This window comes from Streptomyces pinistramenti, assembly GCF_020564935.1.
In the GTDB taxonomy this organism is placed as follows: Bacteria; Actinomycetota; Actinomycetes; order Streptomycetales; family Streptomycetaceae; genus Streptomyces; species Streptomyces pinistramenti.
In genome coordinates, this window is sequence record NZ_JAJCXB010000048.1 from 1 (window position 1) to 15,989 (window position 15,989).

General features: G+C 72.3%; 13 protein-coding genes. 9 read left to right on the plus strand and 4 right to left on the minus strand.

Translation table 11 applies throughout. The features are described 5' to 3' along the window. Positions 1-8: 8 nt before the first annotated feature. Positions 9-965, minus strand: a complete 957-nt coding sequence (meaB, locus tag LIU39_RS26370) for a methylmalonyl Co-A mutase-associated GTPase MeaB (protein ID WP_227049406.1) — start codon at positions 963-965, stop codon at positions 9-11. A gap of 61 nt (positions 966-1,026) precedes the next feature. Continuing rightward, complete coding sequence (locus LIU39_RS26375) at positions 1,027-2,202, minus strand: acetyl-CoA C-acetyltransferase (protein ID WP_227049455.1); 1,176 nt, start codon at positions 2,200-2,202, stop codon at positions 1,027-1,029. A gap of 173 nt (positions 2,203-2,375) precedes the next feature. Between LIU39_RS26375 and mce the strand changes: the two genes are divergently transcribed. The 7 genes from mce to LIU39_RS26410 all read left to right on the plus strand — a co-directional run bounded on the left by mce (position 2,376) and on the right by LIU39_RS26410 (position 12,901). Continuing rightward, positions 2,376-2,816 (plus strand): methylmalonyl-CoA epimerase, encoded by a 441-nt coding sequence (gene mce, locus LIU39_RS26380; protein ID WP_227049407.1) that lies wholly within the window; start codon positions 2,376-2,378, stop codon positions 2,814-2,816. Positions 2,817-3,056: 240 nt separating this feature from the next. Beyond that, positions 3,057-7,319, plus strand: coding sequence for a polarized growth protein Scy (gene scy, locus LIU39_RS26385; RefSeq protein WP_227049408.1), 4,263 nt, complete (start codon positions 3,057-3,059; stop codon positions 7,317-7,319). Positions 7,320-7,433: 114 nt separating this feature from the next. Continuing rightward, positions 7,434-8,372 (plus strand): coiled-coil domain-containing protein, encoded by a 939-nt coding sequence (locus tag LIU39_RS26390; RefSeq protein WP_227049409.1) that lies wholly within the window; start codon positions 7,434-7,436, stop codon positions 8,370-8,372. Between the two features lie 129 nt (positions 8,373-8,501). After that, complete coding sequence (locus LIU39_RS26395; RefSeq protein WP_227049410.1) at positions 8,502-9,506, plus strand: ABC transporter ATP-binding protein; 1,005 nt, start codon at positions 8,502-8,504, stop codon at positions 9,504-9,506. 2 nt (positions 9,507-9,508) lie between these two features. Continuing rightward, positions 9,509-10,279, plus strand: a complete 771-nt coding sequence (locus tag LIU39_RS26400; protein ID WP_227049411.1) for an ABC transporter permease — start codon at positions 9,509-9,511, stop codon at positions 10,277-10,279. A 151-nt stretch (positions 10,280-10,430) separates the two neighbouring features. After that, a complete protein-coding gene (locus tag LIU39_RS26405; RefSeq protein WP_227049412.1) occupies positions 10,431-11,660 on the plus strand; it encodes an ABC transporter ATP-binding protein in 1,230 nt (409 codons plus the stop codon). Then, the gene (locus tag LIU39_RS26410; protein ID WP_227049413.1) at positions 11,657-12,901 is read left to right on the plus strand and encodes an ABC transporter permease subunit; all 1,245 of its coding nucleotides are present in this window, start codon (positions 11,657-11,659) and stop codon (positions 12,899-12,901) included. The genes LIU39_RS26405 and LIU39_RS26410 overlap by 4 nt, the downstream gene beginning before the upstream one ends. 3 nt (positions 12,902-12,904) lie before the next feature. On the opposite strand, the gene LIU39_RS26415 is transcribed toward LIU39_RS26410, so the two are convergent. Beyond that, positions 12,905-13,231: an Rv1322 family protein gene (locus LIU39_RS26415; protein WP_227049414.1), complete on the minus strand. Its 327-nt coding sequence runs from the start codon at positions 13,229-13,231 to the stop codon at positions 12,905-12,907. A gap of 187 nt (positions 13,232-13,418) precedes the next feature. On the opposite strand from LIU39_RS26415, the gene LIU39_RS26420 reads away from it, so the two are divergent. Continuing rightward, positions 13,419-14,468, plus strand: coding sequence for an LLM class flavin-dependent oxidoreductase (locus LIU39_RS26420; protein ID WP_227049415.1), 1,050 nt, complete (start codon positions 13,419-13,421; stop codon positions 14,466-14,468). A 166-nt stretch (positions 14,469-14,634) separates the two neighbouring features. Here LIU39_RS26420 and LIU39_RS26425 read toward each other — a convergent pair whose 3' ends face one another. After that, positions 14,635-15,027 carry an SCO5389 family protein gene (locus tag LIU39_RS26425; RefSeq protein WP_227049416.1) on the minus strand — a complete coding sequence of 131 codons (393 nt, stop codon included), beginning with the start codon at positions 15,025-15,027 and terminating at the stop codon, positions 14,635-14,637. A gap of 247 nt (positions 15,028-15,274) precedes the next feature. Between LIU39_RS26425 and nucS the strand changes: the two genes are divergently transcribed. Further along, the gene (nucS, locus tag LIU39_RS26430; RefSeq protein ID WP_227049417.1) at positions 15,275-15,937 is read left to right on the plus strand and encodes an endonuclease NucS; all 663 of its coding nucleotides are present in this window, start codon (positions 15,275-15,277) and stop codon (positions 15,935-15,937) included. The last annotated feature ends 52 nt before the right edge of the window (positions 15,938-15,989 follow it).

Consider the following 15,989-nt stretch of genomic DNA (forward strand, 5'->3'; position numbering starts at 1 on the left):
GCCGCGGATCAGTTCGTGGTCAGCCCGTCGACCAGCTCGTCCGCCGCCCGGTACGGATCCGTCTCGCCGGCCATGATCCGCTCGGCCAGCGCCTCCAGACGCCGGTCGCCGCTCAGGTCCCCGATCCGCTCGCGCAGCGCCGTGACCGCGATCGTCTCGACCTCGTGCGCCGCCCGGGACCGCCGCCGCTGCGCCAGGACCCCGTGCTCCTCGCTCCACGCCCGGTGCTTCTCCAGCGCCTCGACGACCTCGTCGACACCTTCGGCCCGCGACGCGACGGTCTTCACGATCGGCGGCCGCCAGTCACCGGCCGCCCGCGAGGCGCCGAGGCCCAGCATGTGGTTCAGCTCGCGGGCCGTGGCGTCGGCGCCGTCCCGGTCCGCCTTGTTGACGACGTAGACGTCGCCGATCTCCAGGATTCCGGCCTTCGCCGCCTGGATCCCGTCGCCCATGCCGGGGGCCAGCAGGACCACGCTGGTGTCGGCCTGCGAGGCGATCTCGACCTCGGACTGGCCGACGCCGACCGTCTCGACCAGCACCACGTCGCAGCCGGCCGCGTCCAGCACCCGGATCGCCTGGGGCGCGGCCCAGGCGAGGCCGCCGAGATGGCCGCGGGTGGCCATCGAGCGGATGTAGACACCGGGATCGGACGCGTGCTCGCTCATCCTGATCCGGTCGCCGAGCAGCGCGCCGCCGGAGAACGGCGACGACGGGTCGACGGCCAGCACCCCGACCCGCTTGCCGGCCTTGCGGTAGGCGGTCACCAGGGCCGATGTGGTGGTGGACTTCCCGACACCGGGTGAGCCCGTCAGCCCGACGACGTAGGCCCCGCCGGTGAGCGGTGCCAGCGCCGCCATCACCTCACGGAGCTGCGGCGATGCCCCCTCCACGAGGGAGATCAGCCGGGCCACCGCCCTCGGCCGGCCCTGCCTCGCCTGCTCCACCAGCTGCGGGACGTCCACCATCGCTGCTCGGCTCCTTCGGCTCGCTCGTTCGCGCTCGTCTACCCGGCCTGCCCGGTGCCGTTCACCTGCCGGGGACGCGGATGATCAGGGCGTCGCCCTGTCCGCCGCCGCCGCACAGCGCGGCCGCGCCGGTGCCGCCGCCGCGGCGCTTCAGCTCCAGTGCGAGGTGGAGCACGATGCGGGCGCCCGACATACCGATCGGGTGGCCAAGGGCGATGGCGCCGCCGTTCACGTTCACCTTTTCGAGGGAAACTCCGAGGTCCTTCACCGACTGCACGGCGACCGCGGCGAACGCCTCGTTGATCTCGATCAGATCAAGATCGTCGACGGTCAGTCCGTCCTTGCCGAGTGCGTGCCTGATCGCGTTCGACGGCTGGGACTGGAGAGAGTTGTCGGGGCCCGCGACATTGCCGTGCGCGCCGATCTCGGCGATCCACTCCAGGCCCAGCTCCTCGGCCTTGGCCCTGCTCATCACGACGACGGCGGCCGCGCCGTCGGAGATCTGCGACGAGGTGCCGGCGGTGATCGTGCCGTCCTTGGCGAAGGCCGGGCGCAGCGTGCCGAGCGACTCGGTGGTGGTCTCGCCGCGGATGCCCTCGTCCTGGCTGAAAACCACCGCTTCGCCCTTGCGCTGCGGGATCTCGACCGGGGTGATCTCGGCTTCGAAGAGCCCGTTCTTCTGGGCGGCTGCGGCACGCTGGTGGGAGCGCGCGGCGATCTCGTCCTGCTCGGGGCGCGCGATGCCGAGACGCGTGTTGTGCTTCTCTGTCGACTCCCCCATCGCGACGTTCTCGTACGCGTCGGTCAGGCCGTCGTGCGCCATCGCGTCGAGCATCTGGACCGCGCCGTACTTGTAGCCCTCGCGGGACTTCGGCAGCAGGTGCGGGGCGTTGGTCATCGACTCCTGGCCGCCGGCGACCACGACGTCGAACTCGCCCGCGCGGATCAGCTGGTCGGCCAGCGCGATGGCGTCCAGGCCGGAGAGGCAGACCTTGTTGACGGTCAGCGCGGGGACGCTCATGGGGATGCCGGCCTTGACGGCCGCCTGGCGGGCCGGGATCTGCCCGGCGCCGGCCTGGAGGACCTGCCCCATGATCACGTAGTCCACCTGGTCGCCGCCGATGCCCGCGCGGTCCAGTGCCGCCTTGATGGCCACCCCGCCGAGGTCGGCGCCGGAGAAGCTGCGCAGGGAGCCGAGCAGCCGGCCCATGGGGGTGCGCGCACCCGCCACGATCACGGAGGTGGTGCCGTTGGTGCCGTTCGATGCAGACATGCGGTGCGGCCTTCCTTTGCAGGGAAGTTAACGAGGGTTCCCGTCAATGTACTGAGGGGTACGCGCCGGGTCACCGGCAAGTGGGTGTGATCGCGCGCACGTTGCGTAACCGGCCGTGCGAGCGGTGCACTGGAGCCATGCTGACGCGAATCGACCACATCGGGATCGCCTGTTTCGACCTGGACAGGACCGTCGAGTTCTACCGTGCCACCTACGGCTTCGAGGTGTTCCATTCCGAGGTCAACGAAGAGCAGGGCGTCCGGGAAGCGATGCTCAAGATCAACGAGACGTCGGACGGCGGCGCTTCCTACCTCCAGCTCCTCGAACCCACCCGCGAGGACTCCGCGGTCGGCAAGTGGCTCGCCAAGAACGGCGAGGGTGTGCACCACATCGCGTTCGGCACCGCGGACGTGGACACCGACGCCGCGGACATCCGCGACAAGGGCGTCCGGGTGCTGTACGACGAGCCGCGGACCGGCTCGATGGGCTCCCGGATCACCTTCCTGCACCCCAAGGACTGCCACGGCGTGCTGACCGAACTGGTCACCGCCGCGTCTTCCGCCGCGACGGACCACTGACCTTCGCCTTCCTCGGCCGGTAGAGTGCTGCTTCGGCCGGGGTAAGAGGTGCTCGCATCGCGTGCGGGTGCCTCCTGGGGGATGGGGCTCGGTCCATACTCCGCCGATGATCTGACACCATTTCTTCGGAAGGGTCAGCTCCGAGGGGCGCAGGTCCGTACGACGTGACGTGTACGGGACGAGCGCCTGCAGGACCGGAGACGGCCGCCACCATGACCAGGGGACGGATGGGACCGCGCAGTGCGGGGCAACGAGCGCCACGAACGTGAGTGGGCTGAGGCCGACCACCTCTCGCAGTTCGAAGCCGAGATGGACCGGCTGAAGACCGAGCGGGACAAGGCCGTCCAGCACGCCGACGATCTCGGTTACCAGGTCGAGGTGCTGCGCGCCAAGCTCCACGAGGCGCGCCGCAACCTCGCGGCCCGCCCTGCCTACGACAACGTCAGTCACCAGGCCGAGCAGCTGCTGCGGAACGCCCAGATCCAGGCCGACCAGCTGCGCGCCGACTCCGAGCGCGAGCTGCGCGAGGCCCGCGCGCAGACCCAGCGCCTGCTCCAGGAGCAGGCCGAGCAGCAGGCCCGCCTTGAGGCCGAGCTGCACGCCGAGGCGGTCTCCCGTCGGCAGCGGCTCGACGAGGAACTGAACGAGCGCCGGCAGACCGTCGAGTCGCACGTCAACGAAAACGTCGCGTGGGCCGAGCAGTTGCGGGCCCGCACCGAGGCCCAGGCCCGCCGTCTGATGGACGAGTCGCGGGCCGAGGCGGAGCAGGCGCTGGCGTCCGCGCGGGCCGAGGCGCACCGGCTCGCCGAGCGGGCCCGTGAGCGCCTGGGCACCGAGGCCGAAGAGGCCCGCGCCGAGGCGGAAAGCCTCCTGCGCCGGGCGCGTACGGACGCCGAGCGGCTGCTGGACGCCGCGTCCTCCCAGGCCCAGGAGGCCACCGAGCAGGCGGAGCAGCTGCGTTCGACCGTCGGCAGCGAGTCGGACGAGGCCCGCAGGCAGGCCGCCGAGCTGACGCGGACCGCCGAGGCGCGCATTCAGGAGGCGGACACCGCGCTGCGCGAGGCGCGCACCGAAGCCGAGAAGCTGGTGGAGGACGCGCAGCAGAACGCCACCAAGCGGCTGACCGCCACCGAATCCGAGAACGAACAGCGCACCCGCACCGCCAAGGCGGAGATCGCCCGGCTGGTCGCCGAGGCCACCAAGGAGGCCGAGGCGCTCAAGGCCGAGGCCGAGCAGCTGCGGGTGGACGCCGGCACGGAAGCCGAACGGCTGGTCGCCGAGGCGCGGGAGGCCGCACGGTCCCAGGCGGCCGAGGACTCCGCGGCGCAGCTGGCGAAGGCCGCGCGGACCGCCGAGGAGGTGCTGACCAAGGCGTCCGACGACGCCAAGGCCACCACCAAGGCCGCAGCCGAAGAGGCCGAACGGCTGCGCAGCGAGGCCGAGTCGGAGGCCGACCGGCTGCGCGAGCAGGCCCACGACACCGCCGAGCAGCTCAAGGGCGCGGCGAAGGACGACACCAAGGAGTACCGCGCCAAGACCGCCGAACTCCAGGAGGAGGCACGGCGGCTGCGCGGCGAGGCGGAGCAACTGCGCGCCGAGGCCGTCGCCGAGGGCGAGCGGATCCGCAGCGAGGCGCGGCGCGAGGCCGTCCAGCAGATCGAGGAGGCGGCAGGTTCCGCCGAGGAACTGCTGACCAAGGCGAAGTCGGACGCCGAGGAGACCCGCGCCGGGGCCGGCGCGGAGAGCGAGCGGGTACGCACCGAGGCCATCGAGCGGGCCACCGCCCTGCGCCGGCAGGCCGAGGAGGCGCTGGAGAAGGCCCGCGCCGAGGCCGAGGAACTGCTCACCGAGGGCGCCCAGGCCGCCGAGCTGGTGACCACGGAGGCGGAGGAGTCCGCCGCGCGGCTGCGGGCCGAGGCCGAGCAGGCCGCCGAGGAGCGCAGGGAAGAGGCACAGGCCGAGCTGGACCGGCTGCGGGCCGAGGCCGAGGAGAAGGTCACCGCCGCCGAGGAGTCGCTGCGCGAGGCGCGCACGGAGGCGGAGCGGCTGCGCCGCGAGACGCAGGAGGAGGCCGCCCGGCTCAAGGCGGAGGCCGCCGAGCGGCGGCGGACGCTCCAGCAGCAGGCCGAGGAGGAGGCCGAGCGGCTGCGCACGGAGGCCGCGTCGGACGCGTCGGCGGCCCGTACCGAGGGCGAGTCCGTCGCGGAACGGCTGCGCGGAGAGGCGGCCGCCGAGGCGGAGCGGCTGAAGACGGAGGCGCAGGAGAGCGCCGACCGGGTGCGGGCCGAGGCCGCGGCCGCGGCCGAGCGGGCCGGGAGCGAGGCGGCGCAGGCACTGTCCGCCGCCCAGGAAGAGGCCGCGCGGCGCCGCAAGGAGGCCGAGCAGCAGCTGGGCGAGGCCCGCGAGGAGGCGCACCAGGAGCGCACCGCGGCCCGCGAGCAGAGCGAGGAGCTGCTGGCGTCGGCGCGTACCCGGGTCAGCGAGGCGCAGGCCGAGGCGGAGCGGCTGGTCGAGGAGGCGGACCGGCGGGCGGACGAGCTGGTGGCCACCGCTGAGGCCACCGCGCAGCAGGTGCGGGACGCGGTCGCCGGGCTGCACGAGCAGGCCGATGAGGAGATCGCCGGGCTGCGGTCGGCGGCCGAGCACGCCGCGGAGCGGACGAAGACCGAGGCGCAGGAAGAAGCGGACCGGGTCCGTACGGACGCGTACGACGAGCGCGAGCGCGCATCGGAGGACGCGGCGCGGGTGCGGCGGGAGGCGCAGGAGGCGTCGGAGGCCGCCAAGGCCCTTGCGGAGCGGGCGGTCGCGGAGGCCATCGAGGAGGCCGAGCGGCTGCGCTCGGAGGCCGCGGGCGTGCTCGACGAGGCGCGCACGGACGCGCATTCCGCGCGGACGGACGCGGCCGAGCAGGCGGACCGGCTGATCGCCGAGGCGACCGCGCAGGCCGAGAAGCTGGTTGCGGACGCCACCGCCAAGGCCCAGCAGCTGCGGACCGACGCGTCGGACGCGCTGGCGGCAGGCGAGCAGGACGCGGCGCGGGCACGGGCGGAGGCGCGCGACGACGCGAACCGGATGCGGTCGGACGCGGCAGGCCAGGCCGACCGGCTGATCGCCGAGGCCCGTACGGAAGCCGAACGGATCGTCACCGAGGCGACCGAGCTCACGTCTTCGGCGCAGGACGACGCCGACCGTACGGTCAAGGAGGCCCAGGAGGCCGCCGAGCAGCTGCGGACGGCGGGCGAGGAACAGGCACAGGCGCGCCTGGCCGAGGCGACCGCCGAGGCCGAACGGCTGCGTACCGAGGCGGCCCAGGCACTGGAGAGCGCGCGGACGGACGCGGAGGCGACCGGCGACGAGGCGCGCAAGGCGGCCAACAAGACCAGGTCGGACGCCGCCGAGCAGGCCGACCAGCTGATGTCCGAGGCCACCACCGAGGCCGAACGGCTGCGCACCGAGGCAGCGGAGACGGGCGCGGAGGCGGAGCGGGAGGCCGACCGTACCCGTGCCGACGCGCGCGAGCAGGCGGACCGGATGATCGCCACGGCCACGGCCGAGGCGGACCGGCTGCGGGCGGACGCGGCCGAGACGGTCACCGCGGCCCAGGAACATGCCAACCGCACCCGCAGCGAATCGGCCAAGGTCGAGCAGGACGCCGAGGCCGCGGCCGAGCGGCTGCGCGCCGAGACCCAGCAGGAGGCCGAGCGGCTGCTGGACGAGGCCCGCAAGGACGCGGCCAAGCGCCGTGGCGACGCGGCGGAGCAGGCCGACCAGCTGGTCGCGAAGGCCCAGGAAGAGGCGCTGCGGGCTGCCGCGGCGGCCGAGGAGCAGGCCGACACGATGGTCGGGGCGGCCCGCACGGAGGCCGACCGGATCGTCACGGAGGCGACGGCCGAGGGCAACTCCCGGGTGGAGAAGGCCCGTACGGACGCGGACACCCTGCTCAGCGAGGCACGTGGGGACGCCACGGCGATCCGGGAGCGCGCCGAGGAACTGCGGGTGCGGATCGAGTCCGAGGTCGAGGAGCTGCACGAGCGGGCCCGCCGCGAGTCCGCGGAGGCGATGAAGAACGCCGGCGAACGCGTCGACAAGCTCATCGCGCAGGCCACCGCCCAGCAGACGGAGGCCGAGGAGAAGGCCGAGCGGCTGGTGTCGGACGCGAACAGCGAGGCGAGCAAGGTCCGGATCTCGGCGGTGAAGAAGGCCGAGGGCCTGATCAAGGAGGCCGAGAACAAGAAGGCCGAGGCGGTGCGCAACGCGGAGCGGATGCGCACCGAGGCCGAGACCGAAGCCGCCCGGATCGTGGCGGACGGCCGGCACGAGCTGGAGGTCCTGGTACGCCGCCGCGCGGACATCAACACCGAAATCTCCCGCGTCCAGGATGTCTTGGAAGCTCTGGAGTCGTTCGAGGCGCCGGGAGGTGCCGCGGACGGCAAGACCGCGGGGTCCAAGACCGCCGCGGGAGCGGGTGCAACTCGTTCGAGTGGCAAGCAGTCTGAGGGGTAGCCACTCAAATGAGGGGTCATTCTCCACTTCAAACGGGCATTGACTCGATGACACGCCGTTTGGGCCCCTAGGATTCTCCTTATCACCTCACCGGTCTCTTTCGACAGGAACCCCATGAGCGACACTTCCTCCCCCTTCGGCTTCGAGCTCGTGCGGCGTGGGTACGACCGCGGTCAGGTGGATGACCGCATTACTAAGCTCGTCGCGGACCGCGACGGCGCGCTGTCCCGTATCACCTCGCTGGAAAAGCGGATCGAGGAGCTGCACCTCGAAACGCAGAACGCCCAGGCCCAGGTCAATGACGCCGAGCCGTCCTACGCGGGCCTCGGTGCGCGCGTGGAGAAGATCCTCCGTCTCGCCGAGGAGGAGGCCAAGGACCTGCGTGAGGAGGCCCGGCGGGCCGCCGAGCAGCACCGCGAGCTGGCCGAGTCGGCCGCCCAGCAGGTCCGTAACGACGCCGAGCAGTTCGCCGCCGAGCGGAAGGCCAAGGCGGAGGACGAGGGCGCCCGGATCGTCGAGAAGGCCAAGGGCGAGGCGTCCACGCTGCGTGCCGACGCGCAGAAGGACGCGCAGTCCAAGCGCGAGGAGGCGGACTCCCTCTTCGAGGAGACCCGCGCCAAGGCCGCCCAGGCCGCCGCCGACTTCGAGACCAACCTCGCCAAGCGCCGCGAGCAGTCCGAGCGTGACCTGGCGTCGCGTCAGGCCAAGGCCGAGAAGCGTCTTGCGGAGATCGAGCACCGTGCCGAGCAGCTCCGCCTGGAGGCCGAGAAGCTGCGGACGGACGCCGAGCGCCGGGCCCGCCAGACGGTGGAGACCGCGCAGCGCCAGGCCGAGGACATCGTGGCCGACGCGAACGCCAAGGCCGACCGGATCCGCAGCGAGTCGGAGCGCGAGCTGGCGGCGCTGACCAACCGTCGCGACTCGATCAACGCGCAGCTCACCAACGTCCGCGAGATGCTGGCGACGCTCACCGGTGCGGCCGTGGCCGCCGCGGGCGTCCCGGGCGACGAGGAGTCCGCCACCCGCGGCGTCCCCGCCCAGCAGACCCGCTGACGGTTCCGCCCCGCGCCGACCGTCCCGTACGCGCCCCCGTGCCGCCTCTCCGGCGGGCGGGGGCGCAGGCGTGTCCGGGCGGGCCCCGCCCGGTGGCGAGGCGCATCGGGCGCCCTTAGCGTGCAAGACATGATCGAGCTGGCTGGGCTGACCAAGCACTACGGCGACAAGGTGGCGGTGGACCACCTGACGTTCGTGGTGCGGCCCGGGATCATCACCGGCTTCCTCGGGCCCAACGGCGCGGGAAAGTCCACCACCATGCGGATGATGCTCGGTCTGGACAACCCGACGGCCGGCTCGGTCCGCATCGACGGCCGGCACTACCGCCGGCTCCAGGATCCGCTGACGTACATCGGCGCGCTGCTGGAAGCCAAGGCGATGCACGGCGGGCGCAGCGCGTTCAACCACCTGCTGTGCCTGGCGCAGAGCAACGGCATCCCGCGCCGCCGGGTCGGCGAGGTGCTGGACACGGTCGGGCTGACATCGGTGGCCAAGAAGCGTTCGAAGGGCTTCTCGCTCGGTATGGGCCAGCGGCTCGGCATCGCCGCCGCACTGCTCGGCGACCCGCAGGTGCTGCTCTTCGACGAGCCGGTCAACGGCCTCGACCCCGAGGGCATCCGCTGGATCCGCACCATGATGAAGAACCTCGCGGGACAGGGCCGTACCGTCTTCGTCTCCTCGCACCTGATGAGCGAAATGGCGCTGACCGCCGACCACTTGGTCGTCATCGGCCAGGGCAGGCTGCTCGCCGACACGTCGATGGCGCAGTTCATCCGGGAGAACTCACGGTCCTACGTACGGCTGCGGTCGCCGGAGCAGGAGCGGCTGCTGGACGTGCTGCACGCGGAGCGGATCACGGCGGTCCAGGCGGGCAACGGCACGCTGGAGGTGGACGGGGAGCCGGCCGAGCGGCTGGGCGAACTGGCCGCGGCCCACCAGCTCGTCCTGCACGAACTGAGCCCCCAACAGGCTTCGCTGGAAGAGGCGTTCATGCAGCTCACCGCGGAATCGGTGGAGTACCACGCGCACGACGGGGAGCCGCCTGCCGGGCCGGTGGGCGGCCGGGCCACGGCTCCGGCCGGAACTCCGGCCGCCGGCGGCTGGGGTGCCGACCGGCAGAAGAAAGGGAACTGACGATGGCGGCCGTCGGGCAGGTGCTGCGCTCGGAATGGACCAAGATCCGGTCGGTGCGGTCCACGGTGTGGACACTGGGAGTCGCCGTGGTGGTCACCGTCGGCCTCGGCATGCTGATCTGCGCGCTCGCCGGCAGCGACTTCGGCACGATGCCGGTACGCGACCGGCTCACCTTCGACGCCACCAACATCAGCTTCGCCGGCATGGGCCTGGGCCAGCTGGCGATGATCGTTTTCGGGGTGCTGGTCGTCTCCAACGAGTACAGCACCGGCATGATCCGCAGTTCGCTGGCCGCCGTACCGCAGCGCGCCACCTTCCTGTTCTGCAAGCTCGTGGTGGCCACCGCGCTGGTCCTCCTCGTCGGCCTGTTCACGAGCTTCCTCGCGTTCTTCGCCGGGCAGTCGCTGCTGGGCGGCCTCGCGGCGCGGATCGGCGATCCCGGGGTGCTGCGCGCGGTGATCGGCGGCGGGCTCTACATGACGCTGATCGCGCTGTTCTCGATGGCCATCGCCACGATGCTGCGCTCCCCGATGCTCTCGCTCGGCATCCTGATGCCGTTCTTCTTCCTGATCTCCAACATCCTCGGGAACGTCTCGGCGACGCGGAAGATCGGCCACTACCTGCCCGACCAGGCGGGCCGGCGGATCATGCAGGTGGTCCCGGGCAACAACCCGGTGCCGTACGGGCCATGGGGTGGTCTGGGCATCATGGTGGCCTGGACGGTGGCTGCGCTGGTCTGCGGATTCGTCCTGCTGGAGCGGCGCGACGCGTGACGGCGGGGTGCGCTGGACGCGTGCGTCACACTGCCGGGTGACGCCTTCCTCTTCTCGGTTTTGACGGGAACCGTCAACGGACCGATAGCCTCCTAACCCGCACGGGGGCACGAGGACGCCTCTGCCCCGACGATCTCGCGAGGGGCGGAGAATGATCGAGGCAGTCGGCCTGACGAAGCGCTACGGCGCCAAGACGGCCGTGCACAACCTGTCGTTCCAGGTACGGCCGGGCACCGTGACCGGATTCCTGGGGCCGAACGGCTCCGGCAAGTCGACCACGATGCGCATGATTCTGGGCCTGGACGCCCCCACCTCGGGACGCGCCACCATCGGTGGCCGCCCCTTCCGTGACCTCCCCAACGCTCCCCGCCAGGTGGGCGCGTTGCTCGACGCCAAGGCCGTGCACGGCGGACGCAGCGCCCGCCAGCACCTGCTGTCGCTCGCCCAGCTGTCCGGCATCCCGGCCCGCAGGGTCGACGAAGTGCTCGGCGTGGTGGGCCTCAAGGAGGTCGCGGGCCGCCGCTCCAAGGGCTTCTCGCTCGGCATGGGCCAGCGGCTCGGCATCGCCGCCGCACTGCTCGGCGACCCGCAGGTGCTGCTCTTCGACGAGCCGGTCAACGGCCTCGACCCCGAGGGCATCCTGTGGGTGCGCAACCTCATGAAGCAGCTGGCGTCCGAGGGCCGTACCGTCTTCGTCTCCTCGCACCTGATGAGCGAAATGGCGCTGACCGCCGAGCACTTGATCGTGATCGGCCGCGGCCAGCTGATGGCGGACATGCCGGTCAAGGACTTCATCTCCGCCAACTCCGCCGATTTCGCCCGGGTCCGCACCCCCGACACCGTCCCGGAACAGCGCGAGAAGCTGGCCGCGACGCTGGGCGAGGCGGGCGGCCAGGTCACTCCGGAGCCGGACGGCGCACTGCGGGTGACCGGCCTGCCGCTCCCCCGGATCAGCGATCTCGCGCACGAGGCGGACGTCCGCCTGTGGGAGCTGTCGCCGCACCAGGCGTCCCTGGAGGAGGCGTACATGCGGCTGACCCAGGGCGCCGTGGACTACCGCTCGACGGCCGACCCGCGGGCCGGCCTCCAGCAGCCGCCCGCCGGGTACGCACCACAGGGCGCCGCACCGCAGGGATACCCGCCCGCCCAGGGCCACGCCGGCACACCCGTCGGCCCGGCCCAGGGACAGCCGCACCCGTACGCCCAGCAGGGCCCCTACGGGCAGCAGGCGCCGGCCCCCGGCCAGGGGTACCCGCCGCCCGTCCAGGGACAGCCCTACGGGGCACCCAACCCCAACCCCTACGCCGCGCAGCAGCCGCAACCCGCGGCACCGATGCCGCCCGCCGACCCGACCATGCCCCACAACAAGGACGCCCGATGACCAGCCCTCAGCAGCCGCAGCCGCAGGCACAGCCTGAGCGCGGACCGAACGACCAGGCCGCGGCGCAGGGCCGGACGCCGCCCGCGCCGCCGATGCCGCCCGCCGCACCGGCGCAGCAGCCGGATCCTCAGCAGTCCGCCGGGGAAGCCGGGACGATGATGCTCCAGGCCCAGCAGCCGCAGCCCGCCAAGGAGGCGGGCACGATGACGCTCCAGGCGCAGGTCAGGAGCGAGGGCCCGGCGCCGCAGCCGCTCGCGGCCGGCGGCAGCCTGGCGAAGGACCCGGGCACGATGACGCTCCAGGCCCAGGCGCCCCGGCAGCAGCCCCCGGTCCCCCCGCAGAGCCACCCCCAGCAGGGCCACGCCCCCCAGGGGAACCCGCAGGGCAACCCGCACGGCGGCCCCCAGGGCGCCCCGCAGGGCGGCGGCGCCAACTGGCAGGGCGGTCAGCCCGGTTACGTCTCGCCGATCCCGGTGCGCAGCACCCACATCGGGCACGCGCTGGCCTCCGAGTGGACGAAGATCCGCTCGGTGCGCTCGACGATCTGGACGCTGAGCGCGCTGGTCGTGCTGATCGTCGGCATCGGCCTGCTGACGGCGCTGGCCCTGGGCTCGCAGCGGACGGTCGACCCGAAACTCGGATTCTCGTTCTTCGGCGTCCTGTTGGGCACGCTGTGCGTGATCCCGCTCGGCGTACTGGTGATCTCCTCCGAGTACGGCACGGGCATGATCCGCACGACCATGACCGCCTGCCCCGGCCGGGCCCGGGTGCTCGCGGCCAAGGCGATCGTCTTCTTCGCGCTGGCCTTCGTCATCACGACCCTCGCCACCTCCGTCGTCGCGGTGCTCACCGCCGGGATGGTGAACGGCCCGGACCCGACGGGCGGTGAGTGGCTGCGCGGCACCGTGGGCGCCGGTCTCTACGTGTCGGTGCTCGGCCTGCTGGCGCTGGCCGTCGGCTCGCTGCTGCGGCACTCGGCGGGCGCCATCAGCGCGATGCTCGGACTGGTGCTGCTGCCGATGCTGCTGGCCGTCTTCATGCTCGGTTCGGACAGCCTGAAGTCGGTGAGCCAGGCCCTGATCGAGTACTCCGTCCCCAACTCGCTGGCGACGCTGTACGGCAGCCCGTTCCTCGGCACCGACACCGGCCCGCAGGGCTGGACCCCGCTGTGGATCCTCGCCGGGGTCACCGCGGTCGTGCTGGGCGGAGCCTTCGCCGCCCAGGCGCAGCGCGACGTGTAGGACTCAGTACCTGGGTGCGTTACGGGACCGCTGGAGCCGCGCGCTCCGGCGGTCCCGTGCGTTCCAGCACGCCTTGTGCCAGTGCCTGCGGTCGTCGACGTCGCCACCCTGCGGCCAGGCCACGATGTGCGGGACGCCGGGCGGGATCTCCTGGTCGCAGCCGGGGCAGCGGTAGTGCTTGGCGGCCCCGGCGCCGCCGACCTGCCGGACGACCCAGTCCTCGCCGCGCCATTCCTCGGTCTTCTCCCAGCCGCCGGCCCCGTAGCGGCCCGTGCCGGAGTGTTCGGTGGGCTTCGCACCGCCGCGCTGGCGGTTTCGACGCGGAGACACAAGGCACCTCGGGAGATCTGCGGGTCACGGGCTGTTATCAGCGTAGCGGCGCCGCCGGCCCCGGTGGCGGCCCGGTCCGTTCCTGCGATGATCGGGCAATTCCGCTGTCCGGACCGTGCCTTTGGCACGTGTCAGGCGTTAATGCCTGTAAGGGGAGGCCGCGTCGGCTGCGAGGAGGCAGAGAGCGATGCGCGTTGGGGCTTTCATCCTGGCCGCTCAATTCCCCGGCCAGGGACAGGGGGAAGCACTGTATCGGGCGGTCCGTTCCGCGGAGATCGCGGAGGAGTCCGGGCTCGATGACGTCTGGCTGGCGGAGCACCACTTCGTTCCGTACGGCGTCTGTCCTTCGGCGGTGACGCTCGCCGCCCTGCTGCTGGGGCGCACCCGCAGGATCGGGATCGGGACGGCGGTCAGCGTGCTCCCGACCCAGCATCCGGTGGCGCTCGGCGAACAGGCGGCGCTGCTGCATCTCACGTCCGGCGGGCGGTTCACACTCGGCGTCGGACGCGGCGGCCCGTGGGTGGATCTGGAGGTCTTCGGCTCCGGCCTGGCCGCGTACGAGCGCGGCTTCCCGGAGGCCCTGGATCTGCTGCTGCGCTGGCTGCGCGAGCCCCGGGTCGGCGCCCGGGGCGAGCGGTACGCCTTCCGTGAGGTGGCGGTCGTCCCGAGCCCGGCGGAGTCCCTGGTGCCGCTCGACGACCCCGCCTCGGGGCCTCCGGGCCCCGGAGTGGTGGTGGCCTGTACGTCCCCCGCGTCGGTCCGGCTGGCGGCCGAGCGCGGGCTGCCGATGCTGCTGGGCATGCACTGCGGGGACGAGGAGAAGGCGGACATGGTCGCGCTGTGGCGGTCCGCCGCGCGCGAGGCCGGCCGGGACGGCGACGAAGTGGCCGCCGCCGGGCACGTATCGGCGGGTGTGGTGCAGATCGCCGATCAGCGCAGGGACGCGGTGGAGTCGCTGACGAAGGCGATGCCCGGCTGGCTGCAGCAGGGGCTCGGCGCGCATGTGACGGTCGACGGCCGCTATCGCGCGATGCGGGATCCCCTCGCGTACACGGAACAGCTCTGCGCGCTGCATCCGGTCGGGCCGCCGCGGCTGTGCGCCGACCGGCTCGCGGCGACGGCGGAGCGTACGGGCATCACGAAGTACGCGCTGCTCGTCGAGGGTTCGGGTGATCTGGCCGCGACCGAGGAGAACGTCCGCAGGCTGGGCACGGACGTGCTGCCGCAGCTGGGGTGACGTGGCCGGCTCGGCGGGGCGGCGTGCGGCGGTGCTTTCGTGGTGCGGTCGTGCGCTGTTCCTCGGAGGGCCTGCCGGATGATCGGTGGTGCTGCCGCCGGCGCACCGGCACCGACGGTGCCGTGATGAGCGCAGAAAATGACGTGCGCAGCGGCAGCAACTCCGATCAGCAGTCGCGGAGTTCGGGCGACTGGTTCAGCAGCTGGCCCCGGATGGAGGTGAAGCGGGCCAGGCGGTCGTCCACCACCGGGTCGAGCGGGAAAACCGCGACGCGATGGCAGTTCTGAAAGGCGAGACGCACACCGAAGTGGCGCTCCAACGATCCGCGTATCGCGTCACTCGCCAGTGCGCGCAGCAGCTGGCCGCGTGCCTGCTCGTCCGGCGGCGGCGTCTGATTGTCGGCGAACTGTCCGCCGTCCACCTTCAGCTGGGCCACCAGAGAGCTGATCATCCCCCATGCATAGGGCAGGGAGGTCCGGACGCAGTCGACGAACGCGGCTTCGTCGACCTCGCCTCGCTCGGCCTGTTCGAGGAGGGCCGGTGAGACGTCGAGCGACATGAGGTTCTCCTCTCGCGGCCCCGCCGGGACGGGGCCTCAGGAATGGGACAGAGGGAATCGCGACGGAGCGTGTTCGCTTCACGACCCCCTGCATCAACGGTATGCCGCACCAGGTCCCCGCACCAGGAGATTGCACATACAACCGGCCAAGGGCAGGCGCCGGGGGTGCGGGGGTTTCCCCCGTAAACGCACGCCCGCCCAGGGCCGAATCGCGTCGGCGGCCCCCGGTCGAGTAGCGTGACGCCCCATGCGCCTCGTCATCGCCCGCTGCTCCGTGGACTACGCGGGCCGGCTCACCGCCCACCTGCCCTCCGCCCCCCGTCTCATCCTGGTGAAGGCCGACGGCTCCGTTTCCGTCCACGCGGACGACCGCGCCTACAAACCCCTCAACTGGATGTCCCCGCCGTGCTCCCTCAAGGAGGGCGACGGCAATGTGTGGACGGTGGAGAACAAGGGCGGCGAGAAACTCATCATCACCCTGGAGGAGGTCATCCACGACTCCTCGCACGAGCTGGGGGTCGACCCGGGGCTCATCAAGGACGGCGTGGAGGCGCACCTCCAGGAGCTGCTCGCGGACCGGATCGAAACCCTGGGCACGGGCTATTCGCTGATTCGGCGTGAATACCCCACCGCCATCGGCCCCGTGGACATTCTGTGCCGGGACGCGGACGGCCGGACCGTCGCCGTGGAGATCAAACGGCGTGGCGAGATCGACGGTGTCGAGCAGCTCACCCGCTACCTCGAACTCCTCAACCGCGACCCGCACTTGGCGCCGGTGAAGGGCATCTTCGCGGCGCAGGAGATCAAGCCGCAGGCCCGGGTCCTGGCGACCGACCGCGGGATCGGCTGCGTGGTGCTCGACTACAACGGGCTGCGCGGCATCGAGGACGACAAGCTGCGCCTGTTCTGAGCGCGGGGCCCCCGCACACGCCGACGGCCCGGTACGTGACTGCTGCCCCCTG

What these genes read in the sequence shown, in the direction of transcription:
- mce (WP_227049407.1), top strand. Translation starts at nt 2,376, where the DNA reads ATGCTGACGCGAATCGACCACATCGGGATCGCCTGTTTCGACCTGGAC.
- LIU39_RS26390 (WP_227049409.1), top strand. Translation starts at nt 7,434, where the DNA reads ATGAGCGACACTTCCTCCCCCTTCGGCTTCGAGCTCGTGCGGCGTGGG.
- LIU39_RS26425 (WP_227049416.1), bottom strand. Translation starts at nt 15,027, where the DNA reads ATGTCGCTCGACGTCTCACCGGCCCTCCTCGAACAGGCCGAGCGAGGC.
- LIU39_RS26420 (WP_227049415.1), top strand. Translation starts at nt 13,419, where the DNA reads ATGCGCGTTGGGGCTTTCATCCTGGCCGCTCAATTCCCCGGCCAGGGA.
- LIU39_RS26400 (WP_227049411.1), top strand. Translation starts at nt 9,509, where the DNA reads ATGGCGGCCGTCGGGCAGGTGCTGCGCTCGGAATGGACCAAGATCCGG.
- LIU39_RS26405 (WP_227049412.1), top strand. Translation starts at nt 10,431, where the DNA reads ATGATCGAGGCAGTCGGCCTGACGAAGCGCTACGGCGCCAAGACGGCC.
- meaB (WP_227049406.1), bottom strand. Translation starts at nt 965, where the DNA reads ATGGTGGACGTCCCGCAGCTGGTGGAGCAGGCGAGGCAGGGCCGGCCG.
- LIU39_RS26410 (WP_227049413.1), top strand. Translation starts at nt 11,657, where the DNA reads ATGACCAGCCCTCAGCAGCCGCAGCCGCAGGCACAGCCTGAGCGCGGA.
- nucS (WP_227049417.1), top strand. Translation starts at nt 15,275, where the DNA reads ATGCGCCTCGTCATCGCCCGCTGCTCCGTGGACTACGCGGGCCGGCTC.
- LIU39_RS26395 (WP_227049410.1), top strand. Translation starts at nt 8,502, where the DNA reads ATGATCGAGCTGGCTGGGCTGACCAAGCACTACGGCGACAAGGTGGCG.